Source organism: Enterococcus sp. LJL90 (assembly GCF_056924355.1).
In genome coordinates, this window is the sequence record NZ_JBXPBQ010000001.1 from 132,548 (window position 1) to 155,198 (window position 22,651).

General features: G+C 41.1%; 20 protein-coding genes. 17 read left to right on the forward strand and 3 right to left on the reverse strand.

The window, feature by feature from the left end:
* Nucleotides 1-11 precede the first annotated feature (11 nt).
* Together AC1Z3S_RS00625 and AC1Z3S_RS00630 are read left to right on the forward strand one after the other, a co-directional pair.
* Complete coding sequence (locus AC1Z3S_RS00625; RefSeq protein WP_461738726.1) at nucleotides 12-1,121, forward strand: alpha/beta fold hydrolase; 1,110 nt, start codon at nucleotides 12-14, stop codon at nucleotides 1,119-1,121.
* Nucleotides 1,122-1,229: 108 nt separating this feature from the next.
* The gene (locus AC1Z3S_RS00630) at nucleotides 1,230-2,123 is read left to right on the forward strand and encodes a LysR family transcriptional regulator (RefSeq protein ID WP_461738727.1); all 894 of its coding nucleotides are present in this window, start codon (nucleotides 1,230-1,232) and stop codon (nucleotides 2,121-2,123) included.
* Between the two features lie 263 nt (nucleotides 2,124-2,386).
* On the opposite strand, the gene AC1Z3S_RS00635 is transcribed toward AC1Z3S_RS00630, so the two are convergent.
* Nucleotides 2,387-2,758, reverse strand: coding sequence for a hypothetical protein (locus AC1Z3S_RS00635; protein WP_461735917.1), 372 nt, complete (start codon nucleotides 2,756-2,758; stop codon nucleotides 2,387-2,389).
* Nucleotides 2,759-3,246: 488 nt separating this feature from the next.
* On the opposite strand from AC1Z3S_RS00635, the gene AC1Z3S_RS00640 reads away from it, so the two are divergent.
* The 7 genes from AC1Z3S_RS00640 to AC1Z3S_RS00670 all read left to right on the forward strand — a co-directional run bounded on the left by AC1Z3S_RS00640 (nucleotide 3,247) and on the right by AC1Z3S_RS00670 (nucleotide 11,239).
* Nucleotides 3,247-4,077: a phosphate acyltransferase gene (locus AC1Z3S_RS00640; RefSeq protein ID WP_461738728.1), complete on the forward strand. Its 831-nt coding sequence runs from the start codon at nucleotides 3,247-3,249 to the stop codon at nucleotides 4,075-4,077.
* A 125-nt stretch (nucleotides 4,078-4,202) separates the two neighbouring features.
* Complete coding sequence (gene buk, locus AC1Z3S_RS00645) at nucleotides 4,203-5,273, forward strand: butyrate kinase (RefSeq protein WP_461738729.1); 1,071 nt, start codon at nucleotides 4,203-4,205, stop codon at nucleotides 5,271-5,273.
* Between the two features lie 23 nt (nucleotides 5,274-5,296).
* Nucleotides 5,297-6,709, forward strand: a complete 1,413-nt coding sequence (gene lpdA, locus AC1Z3S_RS00650) for a dihydrolipoyl dehydrogenase (protein ID WP_461738730.1) — start codon at nucleotides 5,297-5,299, stop codon at nucleotides 6,707-6,709.
* A 17-nt stretch (nucleotides 6,710-6,726) separates the two neighbouring features.
* Complete coding sequence (locus tag AC1Z3S_RS00655) at nucleotides 6,727-7,713, forward strand: thiamine pyrophosphate-dependent dehydrogenase E1 component subunit alpha (protein WP_461738731.1); 987 nt, start codon at nucleotides 6,727-6,729, stop codon at nucleotides 7,711-7,713.
* Nucleotides 7,714-7,741: 28 nt separating this feature from the next.
* Nucleotides 7,742-8,728 (forward strand): alpha-ketoacid dehydrogenase subunit beta, encoded by a 987-nt coding sequence (locus AC1Z3S_RS00660; RefSeq protein ID WP_461738732.1) that lies wholly within the window; start codon nucleotides 7,742-7,744, stop codon nucleotides 8,726-8,728.
* A gap of 25 nt (nucleotides 8,729-8,753) precedes the next feature.
* A complete protein-coding gene (locus tag AC1Z3S_RS00665) occupies nucleotides 8,754-10,031 on the forward strand; it encodes a dihydrolipoamide acetyltransferase family protein (RefSeq protein WP_461738733.1) in 1,278 nt (425 codons plus the stop codon).
* 155 nt (nucleotides 10,032-10,186) lie between these two features.
* On the forward strand, nucleotides 10,187-11,239 hold the full coding sequence (locus tag AC1Z3S_RS00670) for a PTS sugar transporter subunit IIC (RefSeq protein WP_461738734.1): 1,053 nt from the start codon (nucleotides 10,187-10,189) through the stop codon (nucleotides 11,237-11,239).
* Between the two features lie 50 nt (nucleotides 11,240-11,289).
* Here the strand turns inward: AC1Z3S_RS00670 and AC1Z3S_RS00675 are convergent, their stop codons facing one another.
* Nucleotides 11,290-12,186, reverse strand: coding sequence for a LysR family transcriptional regulator (locus tag AC1Z3S_RS00675; protein WP_461738735.1), 897 nt, complete (start codon nucleotides 12,184-12,186; stop codon nucleotides 11,290-11,292).
* Between the two features lie 146 nt (nucleotides 12,187-12,332).
* Between AC1Z3S_RS00675 and AC1Z3S_RS00680 the strand changes: the two genes are divergently transcribed.
* The 3 genes from AC1Z3S_RS00680 to AC1Z3S_RS00690 all read left to right on the forward strand — a co-directional run bounded on the left by AC1Z3S_RS00680 (nucleotide 12,333) and on the right by AC1Z3S_RS00690 (nucleotide 15,066).
* Nucleotides 12,333-13,274 carry a 2-dehydropantoate 2-reductase gene (locus AC1Z3S_RS00680; RefSeq protein ID WP_461738736.1) on the forward strand — a complete coding sequence of 314 codons (942 nt, stop codon included), beginning with the start codon at nucleotides 12,333-12,335 and terminating at the stop codon, nucleotides 13,272-13,274.
* Nucleotides 13,275-13,568: 294 nt separating this feature from the next.
* On the forward strand, nucleotides 13,569-14,186 hold the full coding sequence (locus AC1Z3S_RS00685; RefSeq protein WP_461738737.1) for a helix-turn-helix domain-containing protein: 618 nt from the start codon (nucleotides 13,569-13,571) through the stop codon (nucleotides 14,184-14,186).
* 241 nt (nucleotides 14,187-14,427) lie between these two features.
* The gene (locus AC1Z3S_RS00690) at nucleotides 14,428-15,066 is read left to right on the forward strand and encodes a YczE/YyaS/YitT family protein (protein ID WP_461738738.1); all 639 of its coding nucleotides are present in this window, start codon (nucleotides 14,428-14,430) and stop codon (nucleotides 15,064-15,066) included.
* Nucleotides 15,067-15,136: 70 nt separating this feature from the next.
* Here the strand turns inward: AC1Z3S_RS00690 and proC are convergent, their stop codons facing one another.
* Nucleotides 15,137-15,937, reverse strand: coding sequence for a pyrroline-5-carboxylate reductase (proC, locus tag AC1Z3S_RS00695; RefSeq protein WP_461738739.1), 801 nt, complete (start codon nucleotides 15,935-15,937; stop codon nucleotides 15,137-15,139).
* A 187-nt stretch (nucleotides 15,938-16,124) separates the two neighbouring features.
* On the opposite strand from proC, the gene mprF reads away from it, so the two are divergent.
* The 5 genes from mprF (at nucleotide 16,125) to AC1Z3S_RS00720 (ending at nucleotide 22,547) form a co-directional block, all read left to right on the forward strand.
* Nucleotides 16,125-18,701 (forward strand): bifunctional lysylphosphatidylglycerol flippase/synthetase MprF, encoded by a 2,577-nt coding sequence (gene mprF / locus AC1Z3S_RS00700; RefSeq protein WP_461738740.1) that lies wholly within the window; start codon nucleotides 16,125-16,127, stop codon nucleotides 18,699-18,701.
* A 254-nt stretch (nucleotides 18,702-18,955) separates the two neighbouring features.
* Nucleotides 18,956-19,813, forward strand: a complete 858-nt coding sequence (ispE, locus tag AC1Z3S_RS00705; protein ID WP_461738741.1) for a 4-(cytidine 5'-diphospho)-2-C-methyl-D-erythritol kinase — start codon at nucleotides 18,956-18,958, stop codon at nucleotides 19,811-19,813.
* A 176-nt stretch (nucleotides 19,814-19,989) separates the two neighbouring features.
* On the forward strand, nucleotides 19,990-20,967 hold the full coding sequence (locus tag AC1Z3S_RS00710) for a metal ABC transporter substrate-binding protein (protein WP_461738742.1): 978 nt from the start codon (nucleotides 19,990-19,992) through the stop codon (nucleotides 20,965-20,967).
* A 93-nt stretch (nucleotides 20,968-21,060) separates the two neighbouring features.
* Complete coding sequence (locus AC1Z3S_RS00715; protein WP_461735904.1) at nucleotides 21,061-21,741, forward strand: metal ABC transporter ATP-binding protein; 681 nt, start codon at nucleotides 21,061-21,063, stop codon at nucleotides 21,739-21,741.
* Nucleotides 21,714-22,547: a metal ABC transporter permease gene (locus AC1Z3S_RS00720; RefSeq protein ID WP_461738743.1), complete on the forward strand. Its 834-nt coding sequence runs from the start codon at nucleotides 21,714-21,716 to the stop codon at nucleotides 22,545-22,547. Before AC1Z3S_RS00715 ends, AC1Z3S_RS00720 begins: the two co-directional genes overlap by 28 nt.
* Nucleotides 22,548-22,651: the final 104 nt, after the last annotated feature.

Genomic DNA, 22,651 nt, shown 5'->3' on the forward strand with positions numbered 1-22,651 from the left:
GGAGGAAACAAATGTTAGTTGAAAAAAAGCAATTTCATTTAGAGGAATATATTTTAGAAAATGGATTTAAAATCCCAGTGACGTTGGGCTATGAAACGTATGGGACTTTAAATGAGGCGAAGGATAACGTCATTTTAGTCTCCCATTATTTTAGTGCATCCAGTCATGCGGCTGGTAAATATAAGGAAGAAGACCCAATTCCCGGCTACTGGGATGAGTTAATTGGGCCAGGGAAGGCTGTAGATACGAATAAATTCTTTGTTATCAGTACGGATAATCTTGCGAATGTGCAGTACCATAATCCTAACGTCATTACAACTGGGCCACGTTCAATCAATCCTGAAACTGGTAAGCGATGGGGGCTAGATTTTCCAGCATACACATTTAAAGATATCGCAGGAATTCAAAGAGAATTTTTGGTTAATCAGTTAGGTATTACGAAATTGTACGCTGTTATGGGGGCCTCAGCTGGCGGAATGATTTCTCTATCATGGGCTGTTGAATTCCCAGAAATGGTGGAACGGGTAATTGGTGTCATTACAAATCCACAAAATCCAGTGTTGACTTCCTTTAGTGTTTTACAACATGCGATGCGTGTGATTGCGATGGACCAAAATTGGCATGACGGAAATTATGAAGACGATCAGCAACCGTTAGAAGGTTTAGAGCTGGCAGTACAGATGATGAACACTGGCGCTTTTTCGGGTACTTTTTATGAGGAAACTTACCCCCGGGATAGTTTTGATGATGAACCTTATAAAAATATCCATACGCCAAACTCTTATGAAAAAGCTTTGGCAGAAGTTGTGGGAGTTAATTTGCCGTTGATGGATGCAAGTCATTGGTACTACACTTCCAGAGCGACAATGATGCACGATATAGCCCATGGATACGAAAGTTTAGAGACGGCTTTTGATCGGATTTCTTCTAAAGTACTGATGATATCTTGCGTACAGGACATGATTCAGCAAACAGTTTTTAACGAAAGAATGGTAGACTACTTGAATGAGGTAGGTAAAGAGGCTCAACTAGTCAAAATCGACAGTAATAAAGGTCATATGGCTGGCGTTCTTGAAAGCCCATTATTTGCCAAAGACGTTGCCGATTTTTTACATTCGTAATAGGACATATTTTCTCTCAAAGGCTAACAATTTTGTTGGCTTTTGAGATTTTTTTTGTTTTTTTAAGGTACAATATTCTTATAACCAAAGGACGAAAGTGGTGTTTAAATGCGTATTAATCTTAAACAACTAGATTACATTTATGCTGTTTTGAGTATGAAAAGTGTTAGCAAAGCAGCAGAAAAATGCTTTATCTCTCAGCCAGCGATGACTCAAAGTATTCAAGATTTTGAGGCAGAGCACCAAGTCTCTCTGTTTCACCGAAAGGGTAGGACGCTTGAAATCACCAAGCAAGGAGAGGAGATTAGAAAGGAAATTGCGGTTTTATTACTATCTGTGAATGAATTTGAAAATAGGTTAAAGGAGATTACTACTAGTCATTCAGGTAAAGTCATTGTTGGCATTCCGCCGGTAATCTTAACAGTCTATTTTTATGAAGTGATTTCCAACTTCCCTATGCAAAATCCAAATGTTGAGTTTGAAGTAGTTGAACTAGGAGGTGATAAACTAAAAAATAAATTTTTAGAAGGCGGTGTCGATATCGCTGTTTTAATTGAGCCTTTTGAAAGCTCCAAGATTGAAAAAGAGATTCTTGTAGAAAGCACAATTTCTGCAGTTATCAGCAAAAAGCACCCTCTTAGCCAAAAAAAACCGTTGCTTTTAGAGGACTTAGTGAATGAAAATTTAATTCTTTTAAATGAAGATTTCCAGCTCTATCACGTTATTATGGAAACCTTTCAAAAGCATGGAATTAATCCTAAAATAGTTTTCAAAAGTAAGCAATGGGATTTGTTAATCAACATGATTATTCATAATCCAGAGTTAATTAGCATTTTGCCGACGCCCATTGTGGATATTTATGGAAAAGAGGAACTGACCTCAATCCCTGTAGAATTAACCTTTGACTGGAAAATTATTATGACCCACAAGAAAAACATGGAAATGACCCCTGCCAGACTAGCTTTTATGACGTTTGTCAGAGATTGGTTTAAAAAAATGTAAAAGCACTATTTTAAGATAAAACAAATGGCTGAGACGTCAGTAATATAAAACTGTTTTTTTATAAATTAACTGTTTGATAAGGCTACAAGATATTATAGATTTGCGACGAAGTCCATTGAACCACAAGACCAAGCCCTTGTTCTCTTGCGGATTCAATGGACTACAAAGAAAATACAATATATCTTAAAAATTACATCTATAAAATTTGTGACACAACCCCGATACTTTGCAATACATAAGTAAGAAATCAAATATGAATTGCACTATATCAACTTACTATCCTCATCCGGCGCTGGCTGGAACTGCGAAATTTCATCGATGATTTGCAGCAATGTTTGATGAGCTTGATCGTAATCGGCAAGTTTATCACCGAATTCTTGATTAAATCCCTCTAAGCCACCTTTGACAAAGCTGTATTCATAGCGATAAACAGCATCATAAGCTTTGGCAAAGCGTTTCAATAAATCAATTTTACCATCTAATTGCAGCGCCATTTGAATGGTGCGAAAATCTGTGTAGCCTAGCTCAAATTGAATCGCCCAGATTCTGATAAATTCATGCTGCGCTTGGATATGCAGAAAATGATGCTCCGTATTCCATTTTAAATTATTAATTGAACCTCGTACATCTAACATGTAATCACCCTCGTCTTTTAGTTTATCCCCACCTTTACTTTACTCCTATTTTATTATAAATAACAAGAAATCGACTTGTTCGATTTCAACATAAAAAAGATAAAGCTTCTCGAGAAAATAAATGTTAGGGATCAATATATTAGTATTGGTATTTTAACAATAACAACACTTCAATCAGTTGTAAATTATTACAATCAATTTTTGTGAAATTTCACAAGAAAAATTTTTAAAGGCACATGTAATGGCTGTTTATTAAAATAATCTGTGAAATTTTTCTAATTTAAATGTTTTATTTTTTGAAAATATTCTGACAATTTAAAAGAGATTTAAGAAAACGCTTGTTATTAAAGGGTTTTTTTTTTATTAAAATCTAATCTTTTTGGTTATAAATTTTTTTAATAAAAGAATAAATAATAACAATTTGTTCACGCTTACAATATAGTATAAGTTAAGGATAGAAGAACTAAATTAAAGAAGGAGTGACCTAAATGATTGTCGTCTCCGTTGCCGGAGGGTCTCAACCAGAGATCTTAAAATTAGTAAAAAAAGCTCGTGAATATTTTGCGACTGAAATGAAATTTGTGGTATTTGATACCAATGAAAATATTGCCGATGAGAGCATCTGGGAATATCACCATTGCGAAAGTGAATTGGCTGTCGCTGAAGCAGCAGTTAATTTTGTTGCAGAAGGCAAGGCTCAAATTTTATTTAAAGGTATTATGCAGACCCATACATTATTAAAAGAAGTTTTGCAGAAAAAATACAATTTAAAAACCCAGAAAGTTTTATCCTACGTGGCACTGATTGAACTACCCACAGCCCAGCAATCCTTTTTAATGAGCGATAGCGCCATGAATATTGCGCCGGACAAGGACACGATGGTTGAAATCGTAAAAAATATTCGGCAAGTCGCGCAACGAATTGGAATTGCCCAACCAAAAATTGCTCTTTTAAGCTCAGCTGAAAATTATAATCCTAAAATGCCCTCCTCTGTTTTAGCAACAGAGGTGACTGAAGAATTTAAAGATGATCCAGATGGGGTGATCTATGGGCCTCTCTCCTTTGATTTGGCCTTATCCAAAGAATCTGTTCAACACAAACATTTTCAAGGACCGATTATGGGAGATGCTGACGCCATCGTGGTACCGACAATCGATGTCGGAAATAGTTTATACAAAGCTTTGACGATGTATGCTGGGGCCAAAATTGGTGGCACAATTGTCGGCACCAAAGTTCCGATTGTGTTGACCTCCAGAAGTGATTCAACCGACACTAAGCTTTTTTCACTGGAATTTGCGGTTAGACAGGTGGCGCAGTGAGACGGCTTTTTAAAAAGCGCTATCGTGAAACCCCTATTCTATTTTAAAAAATACAAAAAAATAGGACAAACAAGTTCTCACCAAAAAGCCAATGTTTCTATAGGTACCAAAAGAAGGAGGATATTATGGAAGCAATATTAGTCATTAATCCAGGCTCGACTTCGACGAAGGTTGCAATTTATGCTGATGATCAGCTCGTTGCCGAAGATACAATTCGCCACAGTGTTGCAGAGCTGGAAAAATATCCCGGCGTGATGGATCAAATCGATTTTCGTTACAAAATTATTTTAGAATTTGTCAAAGCCCATCAGATGCTGGAAAATTTAGTGGCGGTTGTCGGCCGCGGTGGTTTATTAAAACCGATTCCCGGTGGCACTTACAAGGTTGACGAAGCGATGCTAGAAGATTTAAGGCAAGAAAAATATAATACCCACGCTTCAAATCTAGGCGCAATTTTAGCTAACGAATTTACCAAAACTCTGGGAATTCCCGCCTTTATTGTCGACCCAGTGGTGGTGGACGAGCTGCAGCCGTTAGCTCGTATTTCAGGCTTGAAAGGAATTGAGCGCCGAAGTGTAGCCCACGCCCTCAATCAAAAGGCTGTGGCCCGCAAGTTGGTGAAAAAGATTGGCAAGACTTATGAAGCAAGTTCTTTAATTGTGGCTCATTTAGGTGGAGGCATTAGTATCGGTGCCCATCAAAATGGCAAGATGATAGAAGTTGTCAATGGCTTGGATGGTGAAGGTCCTTACACACCAGAAAGAAGTGGGGAGCTGCCGTTAGTTAATTTTGCTGAGTTTATTCTGAGCAAGCAGATGAGTTTGGCAGAAGTCAAGAAGCTGATTGCCGGCGAAGCTGGTTTGAAGTCTTATTTAGGAGAAACTGATTTAAGGGAGATTCAAAAACGAATTGATGCTGGCGATGAGGAAGCGAAGTTTTATCTGGATGGCATGAGTTATCAAGTTGGCAAAAGCATTACCGAGTTAGCCGCTGTTTTTAGAGGAAAAGTTGATGCAATCATTTTAACTGGAGGAATTATTCATTCGGATTACGTTAGCAGGACAATTGGCGAATATGTTGATTGGCTGGCTCCGGTGCTGAAATTTCCGGGGGAAATGGAGATGCAGGCTTTATACGAAGGAGCTCGTCGCGTGTTAGATGGTGAAGAAATGGCGTTAGATTACAGCAAGATGTAGATTAAAAATAGGAGTGAGGTAAAGTGGCAGAACAAACAGATTTATTAGTTTTAGGCGGTGGGACAGGTGGTTATGTCTCCGCCATTCGGGCAGCCCAAGAAGGATTGAATGTGGTCATCGTTGAAAAAGACAAATTAGGCGGCACTTGTCTGCATCGCGGCTGTATTCCAACAAAGGCTTTACTGAGAAGTGCAGAAGTTTATGACACTTTAAAGCGGTCTGAGGAATTTGGAATTGAAGATTCCCATGAAGGGGTAGTGAATTTCCAAAAAATTCAAGCTAGAAAACAAGCCGTTGTCGATCAGCTCCACAAGGGCGTCCAAGAACTATGTAAGAAAAATAAAATTCGGATACTGGAGGGAACAGGCGCTGTTTTAGGCCCATCAATTTTCTCGCCGGTTTCTGGAGCAATTGCTGTGACCTTCAATGACAAGAGTCAGGAAGAAGAAATTATTGTTCCTAAAAATGTGATTATCGCAACTGGCTCTAGTCCAAGAACCTTGCCCAATCTGCCTCTTGATGAAGAAAATATTTTATCGTCAGATGGCATGCTGCGGTTGGAAACTCTGCCGGAATCCATCGTGATTGTCGGCGGCGGTGTGATTGGTGTTGAATGGGCTTCATTATTAAACAGCTTGGGAGTCGATGTAACAATTGTCGAATTTTTAGATCGCTTGCTGATAAATGGAAGCACTACCATTTCCCGCGAGTTGAAAAAAGTATTCACGAAAAAGGGCATCAAAGTTTTACTTAAGAGCAAAGTGACTGAAGCCGAAGCCAAAGACGGCAAGGTTAATGTGATAATTGAAGGCCAAGATCCACTGACAGTGGATAAAGTGATGGTGGCCATTGGTCGTTCACCAAATGTTGAAGGCTTAGGGTTGCAAAATACTTCTGTGAAATACAATGAAAAAGGAATTGTCGTCAACGAGCATTATCAAACAACGGAAGGACATATTTACGCAATCGGTGATTGTATTGATACGATGCAACTGGCGCATGTGGCGATGAAGGAAGGGGAGTTGGCGGTTAGTCATCTATTGCGGCAAAATCCTGAACTGCTGAATTACATTAATGTTCCGCGGGGTGTCTACACGAGTCCGGAAGTTGCCAGCGTCGGTTATGTAAAAGATAATCTGCCGGAGGATAAGAACGTTAAGATTGGTCGTTTTAATTTTTCCGGCAATGGTAAATCCTTGGTCTACGGGGAAAAAGAGGGATTCGTTGAGGTAATTCGTGATTTAGATACGGATGATTTGCTGGGAGTGTCCATCATCGGACCTCATGCGACAGATTTGATTTCAGAGGTGAGCACCGCAATCTACTTGGATGCTTCGCCATTTGAAATTGGTGATGCCGTCCATACCCATCCGACTCTTTCTGAAGCAATCCAAGAGGCTTCACTTGATACTTACGGAAAAGCAATTCATAAATAGAAGAAAGGTTGATAAAAATGGAATCATTGAAAAAAACAGGTTTGAGCAAAGATCAAATTATCCAAGCATACAAAGATGTTGTGAGAGGCCGCCGTTTAGATGAACGGCTCTGGCAATTGACCCGGATTGGTAAAACTTCCTTTAATATTTCCGGTCAAGGTGCTGAAGTAGCGCAGGTGGCAATGGCGATGGCCTTTGATCCTAAAAAAGATTATTTCTTACCTTATTATCGGGATATGACAGCTTGCTTAGTTTGGGGTATGACTTCAAAAGATGTTTTACTAGGCTCTTTTGGTAAAGAAGCTGATCCTTCTTCCCATGGTCGTCAAATGCCAAACCATTACGGCTCTAAAGCCCATAATATCGTTTCTTTCTCCTCAACAGTAAGTACTCAAATGCCAATCGCAACCGGCGTCGCTTATTCTGCACAATTAGAAAAAGCTGATTTCGTTACGCTGGTTACTACAGGTGAAGGTTCTGCCAACCAAGGAGAAGTTCAAGAAGCCATGAACTTTGCCGGTGTTAAAAAATTACCAATGATTTTCGTTATTGAAAATAATGAATACGCTATCTCAGTTCACACGGAAGAACAATATGCTGGTAAGTTCTCAGATCGGGCGAAGGGCTACGGCTTTACTGGCGTGACCCTTGACGGCAATGATTTTGCGCAAGTTTTCTTAGCCTTCAAAGAAGCAGTGGCAGATGCCCGCAACGGCAAAGGCTCTAAATTAATTGAATTGAAAGTTGCCCGTTTAACTTCTCATTCCTCTGACGATGACCAAACTGTTTATCGTTCAAAAGAAGAAATCGAAGATATGAAAAATCATGATCCATTGAATTTCTTCCAAAAACAATTATTAGATGAAGGCTATTTGACGCCAGAATTAGTTGAAGAAATTGAAAAAGAAATTCAAGATGAAGTCAATGCTGCAACCGATGAAGCAGAAAAAATGCCTGATCCGTTAGCATCGACGTTGTTAGATGAAGTTTACGCCAATAAATAAGACAAACTGAGAAAGGAATGAAATAAAAATGGCTAACATGACATATTTAGAAGCGATTAACCTGGGGATTTCTGAAGAAATGGCCCGTGATGAAAAGGTCGTAATCTTCGGGGAAGACGTCGGTGGCGAAAAAGGCGGCGTGTTCGGTGTTACTAAAGGTTTAGCAGCTCGCTTTGGTGACGACAGATGTTTTAATACACCATTGACGGAAGGATTGATTGGCGGCTTAGCGGTTGGTCTTGGTTTAAGAGGCTATCGGGCGATTGGAGAATTCCAATTTGCGGATTATATTTTGCCTGCAACGAACCAAATTCTTTCAGAAGCTAGAACGATGCGTTATCGGACTAAAGGTGACTGGACAAACCCAATTGTTTACCGAGCACCTTATGGAGGCGGTGTTCGCGGTGGCTTGTATCATTCTCAATCAACAGAAAAAGTTTTCTTTGGCCAACCTGGTATTCGGGTGGTAACACCTTCTAATCCATATGATGCGAAGGGCATGATTAAGGCGGCTATTCGTTCAGACGATCCGGTGATTTTCTATGAACATAAACGGCTTTACCGTTTACTAAAAGCCGAAGTGCCAGAAGATGATTACACTGTGCCGATTGATAAAGCTAACGTGGTTCGCGAAGGCGATGATATTACTGTAATTAGTTATGGCATGATGTTGCAATACGCTTTATCAGCAGCTGAAAAATTAGCAGAAGAAGGTATCAGCGCTCACGTGGTGGACGTTCGTTCCCTTTATCCGTTAGATCGGGAAACTTTAGTTAATGCTGCTAAGAAAACTGGTAAAGTTTTATTAGTGACAGAAGATAACAACGAAGGCAGTGTCGTTGGCGAAATTGGCGCAATGATTGCCGAAGATGCTTTGTTTGAATTAGATGCACCAATCAAACGCTTGGCTGGACCAAATGCACCAAGTATGGGCTATGCGTTACCGTTAGAAAGAGAATTTTTAGTTAATGAAGAACAAGTTACCGAAGCGATGAGAGAACTCGCAAATTTCTAAAATGGTAGTAAGGAGGAAATAAGATATGGCAATAAAAGAAATCCTGATGCCCAGCTTAGGAGAAAGTGTTACCGAAGCATCAGTTACTCAGTGGTTAGTAAAACCTGGCGATACCGTAAAAAGATATGATCCGTTAATGGAGGTTATTTCAGATAAGGTATCAACGGAAATCCCTTCTGATTTTGACGGAGTAATCAAAGATATTCTCGTAGATTTAGATACCGATATTCCAATCGGGACAGCGATTATGACCATCGAAGTCGCAGGGGGCGAAGAAGATGATGTGACTCCAGCAGCAAAAGTTGCTCCTGCTGAACCTGAAACTGTAGCGGCTGCTACTGCTCCAGCAAAAGAAAAACCGATGAGAAGCGGTGGGAAAAATCGTTATTCACCAGCAGTTGTACAATTGGCTCAGGAAAAAGGTGTCAGCCTTGACGACATCGTCGGCACCGGGGCTAATGGTCGAGTGACTCGAAAAGATGTGATGGCTTATACGCCTTCAGCTGCTCCAGCACCACCGACTGCCGAACCGGCGAAACCAGCAGCATCTGTTGCGCCAGCACCAGCACCAAAATCAGAGCCAATCAATTTTGCGGGAGCGAAAGAAGATCTGGTTGTTGTGGCTGATCCTGTTCGTAAAGAAATTGCCAAAAAGATGGTGAAGAGTGTCAATGAAATTCCCCATGCTTGGGTGATGGTGGAAGTTGATGTTTCCAATATTGTGAAATTGCGGAACAGTTTGAAGGATAAATTTAAAGAGCAGGAAGGAATTTCCTTAAGCTACTTCCCATTCTTTGCTAAAGCTGTGATTCAAGCTTTGAAAAATAATCCAAAAATCAACTCTTCATGGCAAGACGGTACGATTGTTTACCACAAAGATGTTAATTTATCGATTGCGGTAACTACGGATGAGAATCTTTTTGTGCCGGTGATTCATCAAGCCGATAATTATTCTTTGGCAGGTTTGGCCAAAGAAATCAATCGCTTGGCGACTGACGTTCGTAGCAATCAACTGGCTTCAAAAGATATGCAAGGTGGTACGTTTACGGTCAACAACACCGGTAGTATCGGTTCAATGCAATCAATGGGTATTATCAATTACCCTCAAGCAGCGATTCTGCAAGTGGAATCTATTGTTAAACGGGTAGTGCCTTCAGCAGATGGCGGCATCAGGTTTGCTGACATGATTAATCTCTGCTTGTCGATTGACCACAGGATTTTGGACGGTAACCAAGCCGGTAAATTCTTAAAAGACATCAAAGACAACCTTGCAAAATTTACGGATGATTCAGCTGTTTATTAAAAAATCAATTGATTTTTTAAAGACTTAGCTACTCGCAAATTTTAACTTTAAAATGAAATAGGAGCCTTAAAAAATGGAGGCCCATTTTATTTTGATCTCGGATGGAAATCCATTTTTTACTTCTTTTGGGTAAAACGTAAATAGGGGGAACTATTATGAAAAATGAAGAGGCTGCTCCAAAACTAACGGTGAAGGTCTTCTTAAATAAACTATTGGCGGGGACTGCGCAAGGTACCATTATTGCTTTAATACCAAATGCTGTTTTAGGGGCAATTTTAAAATATTTTTCTCATGTTGCAATGATTCAAATGATTATCAATGCTGGACTTATTTTCCAATTAGCGACACCATTAATTATTGCTGCCCTGATTGCCAAACAATTTGACTTGGCACCAACGAAAATGATGACGGTCGGCGGTGCAGCATTTGTCGGTTCCGGGGTAATTCAATATAATGTGGATACTGGGGGCTTTGTAGGCAGTGGGACTGGTGATATTATCAATATTATGATAACTGCTGCAATTGCTGTCATTATGGTGATGTTAATCGGCAACCGTTTTGGCTCAGTTGAAATTATTGCCATGCCAATTGTTGTGGGGATTGGTGCTGGTTTTATCGGAATGTTAATCTATCCATTTATCACTGAAATTACGGTAGCAATTGGCAATTTAATCAATAACTTTACTAATTTCCAACCAATAATTATGAGCGTTCTGATTGCTTGTTCATTTGCGACATTAATTATTTCGCCAATCACGACAGTTGGGATTGGTTTGGCAATTCAATTGAACGGCCTTTCCTCTGGGGCTGCTGCAATGGGAATTGCAGCAACAACAGTTGTCTTAGTAATCAATTCTTGGAAGGTTAACGAATCTGGTGTGACGATTGCCGTGGCTTTAGGTGGGATGAAGATGATGATGCCTAACCTCTTCAAATACCCAATTATTTTAATCCCCGTACTCTTTACAGCGATTATTTCTTCTATATCGGTATCGCTGTTCAATATTTCTGGTACACCGCAATCAGCTGGGTTTGGCTTAGTTGGTCTAGTGGGTCCGTTGGCCTCTTTAGATGCTGGATTGAACGTTGTATTACTGTTGATATCATGGTTTGTGATTCCGATTGCAGCAGGGTTATTAGCTAAAGTAATTTTTGAAAAAGTATTGAAATTATATGACAGTAATGTCGTCTTCAAATATCAAGGCTAAGCAGGCTCTATTATAAAATAAGCCAGGGGAAAAGTTTTGACTTGGTAAAATCAATTATGTTTGATAATATCAATAAGGTCAGTAATATCTTTAGGAATATTAGCCTCTTTCCTTAGAGCAATTCCAATTGGGAAAAAATTGTATTTATCTTTTAAAGGAATCCATTTAAGGCCTTCGCTTTTTCCCACTTCACGATACTCAATCGGCAAAATGCAAATTGATTCGTTTTTGTACAAGCTGTGGAGAAGCACTTGCAAATCATCATTATGCAAAACAATATTTGGTACAAAGCCAAACTTGTTGGCGCGCTGCAACAAAAGTCGGCCCAACATGAAATTTGTTGTTAAGGAAGAAAAACGTTGGTCTTTTAAATCTTTGAAAGTCAGTTCATCGTGAGTCGAAAGTGGATTTGTTTCTGGAACTACAACATATACGTGATACCCTTTAGTTGTGGTTTCCAGTGCTTCAAAAGAAATATCTTTTGGAAATAGATTAGGGTAGGAAATCAGTCCAATATCTAATTCTCCTTGGGCAATTTTTTCCTGAAGGAAAGGTGAACCATCTTGCTTGATAACCAAGTCAACTTGCGGATGAGTTTCTAAGAAGCAAGAAAGCTCTTTCATAAATTGGACTGCAAATAGTGTTGTGATACCCAACCGAATTTGCGTTTTTTTTGAACCTGCTTGGGCACCCATGTTTTGAACATCGAGAATCAGTTGATCAAAGTCGGTTACAATTTTTTTACCTTTTTCATAAAGATAAACACCACTGCTAGTCAGTTGATAAATATTGTTATTGTGGGTAAATAGTGATGTTTGAAGCTCTGATTCCATTTTTTTTAAGGCTAGAGAGAGAGTTGGTTGTGTAACAAAAAGATTTTTGGCGGCTGCAGACATGCTGTGAGTATCGGCGATTTCTATAAAATACTTCAACTGTTGGATGTTCATCTTGTACCTTCCATTCTTAGAGTATTGTTATTGAAAAATTCTTTGATGGGGATTATATATACTATTTTATCAGAATTTAGGTTTTTTTTTTAATTATTCTTTTTTTTCAACTAAAAATTTAATTAGTATTTTCGAGGAGTGACAACATGAAAATTATTATTGCCGGTGCAGGAGCCATGGGTAGCCGCTTTGCCTTAATGCTGCACCAAGCCCAAAACGATGTTATCTTGATTGATGGCTGGCCTGACCATATTGAGGCTATCAAAAAAGCTGGGCTGCAAGCCAATTTAAATGGGGAACAAGTGCGGGCTGAGATTCCGATATACAATCAAAAGGATGCCGGCGCTGTTGATTTCGCCGCTGATTTAGTCATTGTCTTTACCAAAGTGATGCAATTAGACGGAATGCTGCAAAGCATTAAACCGCTCATCCACGACCACACTAAGGTTTTATGTTTGCTAAACGGAATTGGTCATGAGGACATCATTGAAAAATATGTCCCGCTAGATAATATTCTTTTAGGCAATACTATGTGGACGGCGGAGCTTGAGGGTCCCGGCAGGGTTAAATTATTTGGCGCAGGTGGGGTAGAGCTGACCAATTTAGGGACAGCTGGTGAAGCTGGCGCTGCTGCTGTGATTCAAGTGTTGAATGACGCACAGCTCAATGCCAAATATTCCCACAATATTATGGCTTCCATCTATAAAAAAGCCTGCATCAATGGCACAATGAACGGCCTATGTACAATTTTAGACAGCAATATGGCTGATTTTGGGGACACAACCGTGGCTGATCCGATTGTCGAAAGTATTGTGGGGGAATTTTATCAAGTGGCGCAAGCGCAAGGCATTCCTTTGAATCAAGAGGAGGTCTTAGCACAAGTAAAAGCTTGCTATGATCGGGAAACTATCGGCCTGCATCATCCCTCGATGTATCAGGATTTAATTATCAGCCATCGTTTGACGGAGATTGATTACATCAATGGCACAATTGTCAGAAAAGGCAAGGAGCATGGCATCGCAACACCCTATTGTCTGTTTTTAACCCAGCTAGTTCACGCCAAGGAACAATTGTTAAAAGCGAAATAATTTGAATTCAATTAAATAAGTAGAAAGTGCTAGTGACTTAGGTAAGTTGCTGGTGCTTTTTTTATGCTTATAATTTGGAGAATACAAGACTCTGGTTTTTGGTTGTGAATTAAAGGATATAAAAAAAATCAAGACAACCACAGTATTGGGAATGAACTAGTGCTAAAATTGTACTAATAAACCTTGATTTATCAACATGTAAAGCAATCTTTACAAAAGAAAAATGGGAAATGTAAAGGATGTTTTCTGGTTTTTAGCAGGTGATTTCTTATACTTTGATTACGGAGGGAAATTATGAATATTGATCAAAAATTGAAAGCTGCTCGTAAAGCTGCTGGGCTGACACAAGAAGCTCTGGCGGAAAAGATTAATGTTAGCCGCCAAACTATTTCTAGTTGGGAGAATGGTCGCAGTTATCCGGATATTATCAGCATCGTATTATTGAGTGATATTTATCAAGTTTCCCTTGATCATTTATTAAAAGGGGACGATCAAATGTTAAAAGAACTAGAAAAAGATACCAATGTAGTAAAAAGTAATCGCAAGTTAATTGGAATTTATCTCGGATGTATCTTAGGCTATGGTATTTTGTACCTGATACTGCCAATGCTGCAAATTCCAAAAATTGAGAATCTCGTCATTAATATTCTAATTTTGGTTGTAGTTGGCTTGGCTCTCTTAATTCAATTAGTTAGATATTTGCGGCGAACGGAGGCTCTTAAGAGAAGCACAGCAAATGTTGTTTTAGCTAAAATTGCCATAATTTTTACAGGTGTGTTGGTGATTATTGGCGCTTTTGAATTATTACAACTCTTTGTGACGGTAAGCTGGCAGATAGCAGTGGGCCGTTTGCTAATATGTCTTGTAGGTGGTGGATTAGTTTACGTAATAATTAAAAAACTTCAAACATGATTTTCTCAGCATTGTAAATGGACTAGCTGCTTGAAATCATAATTAGCAAAATTAGGAAAAAGTTTGAGCTTCTTAAATATAGTTTGTATTGGTAATCACTAAGGTAGCAATCTCAATACTTCTCAACGCTTCGTCTAATGATAAAATCGAAATTATCAAAAAAAGTAAAAAAAGCGTTTTACAAATGGCTGAAATTCTTTTATGGTTAGAGCAGTGAATCTTTCTAAGGAGAATTTTGGTGATGCGGATGATTAGAGTTAATTTGTTTATGATGGTTTCAGGGAATATCTTATTAGGTTTTTGTATAGCAGTCCTGCGGTTTATTAATCTGGGGACAGACCCTTTTTCAGCGATGAATATTGGGCTGGCTCAAGTTAGCCAGCTGAGCTATGGCGTGGCGCAATTGGGTGTCAATCTGATTTTGTTTATTTTTCAATTTATCTTTGCCCGCAGAACGATTGGCTGGGGCTCTTTGATGAATTTGGCGTTGCTGGCTTTTATCTCAGACTTTTTCCTGATGCTGATTGAAACAAGCGAGCTTGCAAGCCCGAGTCTGGTGGTGAGCCTCATTTTATTAATCCCCTGCTTATTGTTGATGGCTTTTTCGCTGTCTCTTTATATTTCTAGCGATTTAGGAGTCGCCCCTTATGATTCGTTGGCGATTTTCTTGCCGGAACGCATCGGCATTCCTTTTCGCCTTTGCCGAATCATGACGGATGCCTTTTGTGTGGTCGTGGCCTTTTTCACCGGCAGTGCCATTGGGATTGGCACGTTGGCGATTGTTTTACTGACAGGTCCGCTAGTCCAGTGGTTTAATGAAAATGTCAGCAATAAAATTCAAGAAAAATTAAGTCCGGCTGTAGCAGAGCTGGAGGAATAAATTAGTAAAGCACGCTACACGAATTGGGTTAACTGACCTAATTCGTGTAGCGTGCTTATTTTTTTGAAAATTATGACATGGCTTGATCTTTTTTGATGGTGGCATCAATGCCTTCAATGACAGCCGGAATAAAACCGGCTTTTTCCAAGGTGACGACCCCTTCAACGGTAGTGCCGCCGGGGGAGGAAACCTGATCGACTAAATCCCACGGAGACTCTTCACCCTCCAAAAGGCGCTTGGCTGAACCTAGCACAGCCTTAGCGGCAATCTCGGTGGCCAATTTTTTGGGCATTCCGTTTAAAACACCGGCCCGGCTGATGGCATCGATAAACATGTAGACATAGGCTGGGGAGCTGCCGGCTAACCCAACAAAGGTGCTGAAATCTTTTTCGGCAATGTCATAGACGCCGCCAACGGCTCCAAATAAATCTTTGACAGCTGCTAAAACTGTTGCCAGGACCTGCTCGTTGCCGCAAATAGCACTGACGCCGGCTTCGACGCTGACATTAACATTCGGCATTACTCGAATCAGCGGCTGACTGTCATTTTCCAAAAGCTCTGCTAAACTCGCCAGGCTGACGCCAGCAGCAATCGATACGAGGGCTTTTTCTGGGGAAAGTGTCGAGGCGATTTCCGGTAAAACCTTGGCGAGTAAATTTGGCTTGACTGCCAAAATAATAATATCGGCGGCATCAACGACTTCCGTATTTTTTTTAAGGGCAATGACACCTGTTTTTTCCGCTACTGCCTCAGCGCTGCTAAAGTGGCCAGCGGAAATAAAAAGCTCCTCAGGGGCCACCACTTTTTTATGAATTAAACCATGAATAATTGCTTGGGCCATATTGCCGGCACCGATAAATCCAATTTTCATTGCACATCCTCCTTTAAGTTAATGGTTCTTCTTTATGATACCTGTTGCTTAAGTTTTTGTCATTTGCCAGCTGGCGTCAAGCTGGCTTTTTGGCAAAACGGCTCAACTTGGTTTTTTTACACAAAAGTGGAAAAAGTCAGGGATTTCCGCTAACATAAAGCTAAGAATGAGAATGGTGGCGCTAGTTTTGAAAAAAATTATTCAGACAAGCTGGGGTTGGATTAAACAACACAGCTTTATTTTAAAATTAATTTTCTTTGCCTCAGTGTTGGTCTTTGTAGCCAATCAGCTGACGCACATTACCCGAGGCATGAGCTGGCAGCAGGTCTTCGCCAAGATGGGGGAACAGGGCAATCTCGCACTTGTGGTGATGGCGGCAACAGGTCTGGTCTGTATTTTGCCGATGCTTGGCTATGACTGGGTGACGATTCGGACGCTGGAAAAACAAGGCAAGCCTAAGATGTCGCGGCGGGAATGGTTTGTTTCCGCTTGGGTCACTAATACGATTAACAATCTCGCCGGCTTTGGCGGTGTGGTGGGCGCAGCTTTACGGGGGAGTTTTTATGGTAAAGATTTTGACCGTAAAAAAGTGTTAGCCACTGTTTCAAAGGTGGCCCTCTTTATGCTAAGCGGATTATCTTTACTCTCTTTGTTCACGCTGATTGATACCTTTTTGATTCATCCCGATCAGTTCTTTCAGGAATATTGGATTTGGATGCTGGTGGGTTCTGTGATTGCGCCGGCCTTAATCGTCTTTGCTTACTTAAATCGCAGACGGCTGTTTAAAGAATTGTATCCCGGCGGCATCGTCGGCTTGGTGCTGACTTCTTTAGGCCAATGGTGCGGGGCGCTAATTGCTTTTTTGACAATCGGGAATCTTTTAGGTATCGCCCTGCCTTTAGCGGCCATTTATCCGATGTTTATTATTGCGACCCTGATTGGGATGCTGACCATGGTGCCCGGCGGTGTCGGCACCTTTGATGTCTTGATTATTTTAGGCTTGAGTCAACAGGGCATCGACCAAAATACCGTGGTGGTCTGGCTTTTATTTTATCGGCTCTTTTATTATGTCTTGCCGTTTTTGACAGGGATTTTATTATTTGTCCGTCAAACAGGGGTTAAGGTCAATCGTTTCTTTGACAATCTGCCGAAAATCATGACGCAAAAAACCGCCCATTTTGTTTTAGTGGCGGCGGTCTATTTTGCCGGCATTATGATGGTCCTGTTATCAACGATTAGTAATCTGTCGACTTTAAGCCGCCTTTTTGAATTTTTACTGCCCTTTTCCTTTGATTTCTTAGATCAAACAATCAATATGATGGTGGGCTTTTTGCTACTGGGTTTGGCACGGGGGCTGTGGCTCAAAGTTCGGCGGGCATTTTGGCCGACGATTTTACTGTTGGCCTTCGGAATTATCAATGCAGTCTTGCGGACAACTTCGCTGCGGCTCATCATAGTTTATCTGATTATTATCGGCCTTGTCTGGATTTCCCGCAAAGAATTTTACCGCCAGAAATTCGTTTATTCTTGGGGCGCCATTATTTTTGACAGTGTCCTCTTTGGCTTTTTGTTTATCGTCTATGCAATTGCCGGCTATTATAATAGTAATAACTTAGGGGGCGCACTGATTTCCAATCGCTTTATTTTCTTTCCCTCGGACGATGTCTGGTTTTCCGGCCTCGTTGGAATTGGCTTATCTTTGATGGCCTTAGCTCTGTTGTATCAATATTTAGCAGATACGACGCTGACTTTAGGGGAAGAGTTAAACCCAGCCCGTTTGAATCAATTGGTGCAGGCATATGGCGGCACTAATGCCAGCCACTATTTAACATTGCCGGGCTATCGCTATTTTTATTATCAAGAAAATCGCCAGGACCAAGTCGTTTTTGGTTTTCAAATGAAGGCCAATAAGTGCTTTGTGCTGGGTAATCCCATCGGCGACCAGCGGAAATGGCGCCAAGCGACCCAGGCCTTTACCCGCTATGCAGATCAGCGGGGCTATCAGCTGGCTTTTTATAAAATTTCCGATGATTATACGTTGATTTTACATGACTTGGGTTATGATTTTGCCAAGGTTGGTGAAGTGGGAGTTGTCAGTCTGCAAAAGAGTGGCCGGCTACCCTTCGGTGAAGCTTTAGAGTTTAAAAAGCTCACCCACGAAGGCTATCGTTTTCAATTTTATCAAGAATTGCCGGCAGAATTATTAGCCAGCTGTCAAAATGTTTCCGATGAATGGCTGGATGGCGCCAAAGAAAAACAGTTTTCAGTGGGGCGCTTTGAAGACAGCTATTTGAATGCCAGCGGCGTCGGCGTTGTCTTCAATCAAGCCAACGAGCTGGTGGGCTTTATCACCCAACAGCCAATCAGCCAAACGACCGTTTCCTTTGACCTCTTGCGGTTGAAAAAAGAAGTGCCGGCTAGTTTAGCCAATTTTTTAATTGCTAAGCAGTTAGATGTCTATCGCAGTGAAGGCTTCGCTTACGCCAATATCGGGATGGCGCCATTGGCTCGGGTGGGGGATTCAGAATTTTCCTTCTGGGAGGAACGGGTGATGAATATTATTTATCGCTACGGCAGCTTTTTCTACGAGTTTCAGACCTCCCAGCAAAATAAGGAATATTACGTCGATGAATGGCAGTCCCGTTACTTTGCCTATCGTTCAAACAGCAGCTTTATCCTAGGAGCTGGCCAATTGCTGATGCTAATTGGTTACGGCAAAGCGCGGGGCGCCGGCTTAGCAGAAGAAGTACTGCGGGAAAATTAATACTTAAAGGAGTTACCCCTCCACTGCAATAACAGATTTATTACACAGCACGCATAATTTTTTGTAGAAAAAGCCTGATTTGTTAGGCTCCAACTGCAGAGAGAAAGTGTTGCCGTATTGAATCTGTTAAAGCTGTGGAGGGCATTTTTTTTGCTGCAGCTAAGGAGATAATTTATATTTCAGCACGGGTTTTTTTACAATTATTTTCCCGTGTGATAAAATTATTGCAATTATTCCAAAGTAAGGTGGCTGCAATGGAAATTATGGAAAAGGCCCCCGCCAAGATTAATCTCGGGCTAGATGTCTTGGGTCGGCGGGCAGATAATTATCATGAATTAGCCATGGTGATGACGAGTATTGATTTATTAGATCGGATTTCATTAGAAGAAATTCCGGAAAATAAAATCATCGTCGAAACCAATAAGGCTTTTTTACCAACAGATGGCCGCAACAATGTCTACCAAGCCATCTCATTAATCAAGCGCCGCTATCAGATTGAAAAGGGCGTCAAAGTATTTATCAAAAAGGAAATTCCCGTGGCAGCAGGTCTCGGTGGTGGTAGCACCGATTGTGCCGCAGCATTGAGAGGTATTAATCGGCTCTGGAATCTCGGCTTAAGCATAGATGAGTTAACAGAAATCGGCTTAGAAGTCGGCACGGATGTTCCATTTTGTCTGCACGGCAATACGGCTTTAGCAACTGGTGTCGGTGAAAAAATTACCCATCTGCCAACAATGCCTCAGTGCTGGGTGGTTTTAGTTAAACCCCGCTTCAGTGTCTCGACACCGACAGTCTTTAAAGATTTGGTGATGGAGGATGTGCATCATCCTGATATCGAAGGTCTGATTGACGCGATTCAAACAGATGATTATCAAGGGATGATCCAAAAGATGGGCAATTCTTTAGAAGCCGTGACCATCAACCGCCATCCAGTGATTCAACAAATCAAAGAGCGCATGCTAAAATACGGTGCAGATGTTTCCTTGATGACCGGCAGCGGGCCAACAGTGTTTGGTCTGTGCGACAAATACTCGCGAGCCCAACGAGTATACAATGCTTTAAAAGGTTTTTGCGATGAAGTGTATCTCGTGCGAACCCTCAAAAATGAATAGGAATTCATGAGTTTTCCGATTTATCTTGAAATTTTCGAGGTAAATCGGAAATTTTTCGTTTTATATTGACGAATAACTTTTTCTTTGCTAAGTTAGACATTGTTCTAAATCGGAAATTTTTCGATTTGCAAATTTAAACGCAAATTTACCTATAGAAATGAAAAGAGGCAGAAGAGATGAAAAAATTAATTACGTTTACTAGTATCGTTGGCTTGGGTTTATTTTTGGCAGCCTGTGGTAGTGACAATAGCACCACTAGCAGTTCAAATTCAGCAGCGGTTGAATCAGAGAGTGACATCACAATTGTTACGACTTTTTATCCTATGTATGAATTTACCAAACAAGTGGTGGGCGATAGCGCAGAGGTTGAGCTGATGATTCCTGCCGGCACGGAACCCCACGATTACGAACCAAGCGCTAAGGACATCGCCAATATCGTCGATGCCGATGCATTTGTTTACAACAGTGACGAGTTTGAAACTTGGGTCAGCGATATTTCCGAAAATATTGATACTCAACAGACGGCGGTCATTCAAGCTGCTGACGGAATTGAATTGATGGAGGGGGCTGAAGAGGAGGAGCATGACCACGACCATGAGACAGAAGAGTCCCATGAAGAAGAACACAGTCATGAGTTAGACCCTCATGTTTGGTTAAGTCCGGTGCTGGCGGTCCAAGAAGTCGAAAATATTCAAGCGGCTTTAAGTGAAAAATATCCTGAATTAGCAGATACCTTTGCGGAAAATGCGGAAAATTATATTGCTGAATTGAACGCTTTAGATGAAGAATATACGACAGCTTTAGCAGATGCGACAGAAAGAACCTTTGTGACGCAACATGCGGCCTTTGGCTATTTAGCCCGTCAATATGATTTAACGCAGGTGGCGATTTCCGGCATTTCTCCAGATGAAGAACCAAGTGCCAGCCGCTTAGCTGAGCTGAAGGATTATGTGGATGAAAACGGCATTCAATATATTTATTTTGAAGAAAATGCTTCTTCAACGGTAGCCGAAACCTTAGCCAGTGAAGCCAATGTCGAAACGTTGGTCTTAAATCCGTTAGAAAGCTTGACCACCGAACAGTTGGACAATGGCGAAGATTATATTTCCGTGATGCAGGAAAACCTTAGCGCTTTACAAAAAACGATTCAATAAAGTATCATCAACTAGTCCCGCTGTGCTTTTTCTTTTGAGAGGCACAGCTATTAGTTTGTTATAAAAGTTTACCTAGAAACAAGGAGTGGTGAGATGCACTACATACAAGTCAAGGATTTGACCTTTTATTATGACGATGAGCCAGTGCTAGAAGACGTTTCCTATGAAGTCAATCCCGGCGAGTTTGTCATTTTAACCGGAGAAAATGGGGCGGCAAAATCAACGTTGATTAAAGCGACTTTGGGCTTATTAAAGCCGACTAAGGGCGAGGTGTTGATTGCTGATAAAAATGCAGACGGCAATCAGATCAGCATCGGTTATATTCCTCAACAGGTGGCTTCGTTTAACGCCGGTTTTCCCAGCACCGTTCTAGAACTCGTGCGGTCTGGCCGCTACTCTAGAGGCCGCTGGTTCAAGCGGCTAACGCAAAAGGATCATCAGCATGTGCAGCGGGCTTTAGAATCGGTGGACATGTGGAATATGCGCAATAAAAAAATCGGCGAATTATCCGGCGGTCAAAAACAACGCATCAGCTTGGCTCGAATTTTTGCGACGGATCCCGATTTATTTATTTTAGATGAACCGACCACCGGGATGGATGAACAATCCCGCAAAGAGTTTTATCGTTTGCTAAGACATAACGCCCATGTGCATAATAAGGGCATTTTAATGATTACCCATGACCATGAAGATATTAAAGAATATGCTGACCGGCAAATCCGTTTGGTCAGAAAGGAGGACTCACAATGGCGCTGCTTTCATATGAATTCATGAGACGGGCTTTGATTGCCGCAATTTTTATTGCCGGCATCGCTCCCATGCTAGGAGTCTTTCTAGTTATTCGCCGCCAGTCCTTAATGGCGGACACCTTGTCCCATGTCTCTTTAGCCGGTGTCGCTTTAGGCTTCTTTTTAAATTTAAACCCTGATTTGACGACTTTATTTGTCGTTGTGGTGGCCGCTGTCATTTTAGAATATTTGCGGGGCCTTTACCGCTCGTATTCAGAAATTTCGATTGCCATTTTGATGGCGGGGGGCTTGGCTTTAGCGCTGGTACTGATGAGTATTGACGGCGGCAGTAGCTCCACCAGCATTCAGTCTTATTTATTTGGTTCGATTGTGACAATCACTTGGCAGCAGGTGATTGTGCTAGGTGGTTTATTTGCGATAATCGGCGTGTTATTCTTTCTATTTAAACGACCGATGTACGTATTGACCTTTGACGAGGACACGGCCCATGTTGATGGCTTACCGACACGTTTGATGTCGATGTTTTTCAATGTGGTCACCGGGGTTGCCATCGCGGTGATGATTCCGATTGCCGGTGCTTTGCTGATTTCGGCAATTATGGTCTTGCCGGCATCTGTCGGCATGCGGGTCGGCAAAAGTTTCAATACAGTCATTTTAGTCAGTGTGATTGTCGGTTTTATCGGCATGCTCGGCGGCTTGTTTGGCTCCTTTTATCTGGACACACCACCAGGGGCTACGATTACGCTAGTCTTCATCGCAATTTTCTTAGTCGTAAATTTATTTTTACGCTTAGTGGTGCTAAATTATCGTAAACGCAATTTGGAAAAATAAATGGCGCTGATTTTGGGCGGCTACTTGGAAGACAAAAAAACCGAACTAGCGGAAAACTTCTAGGCCGAGAGCTCTCAGCTTTAGAAATTTTTCATTGCTAGTTC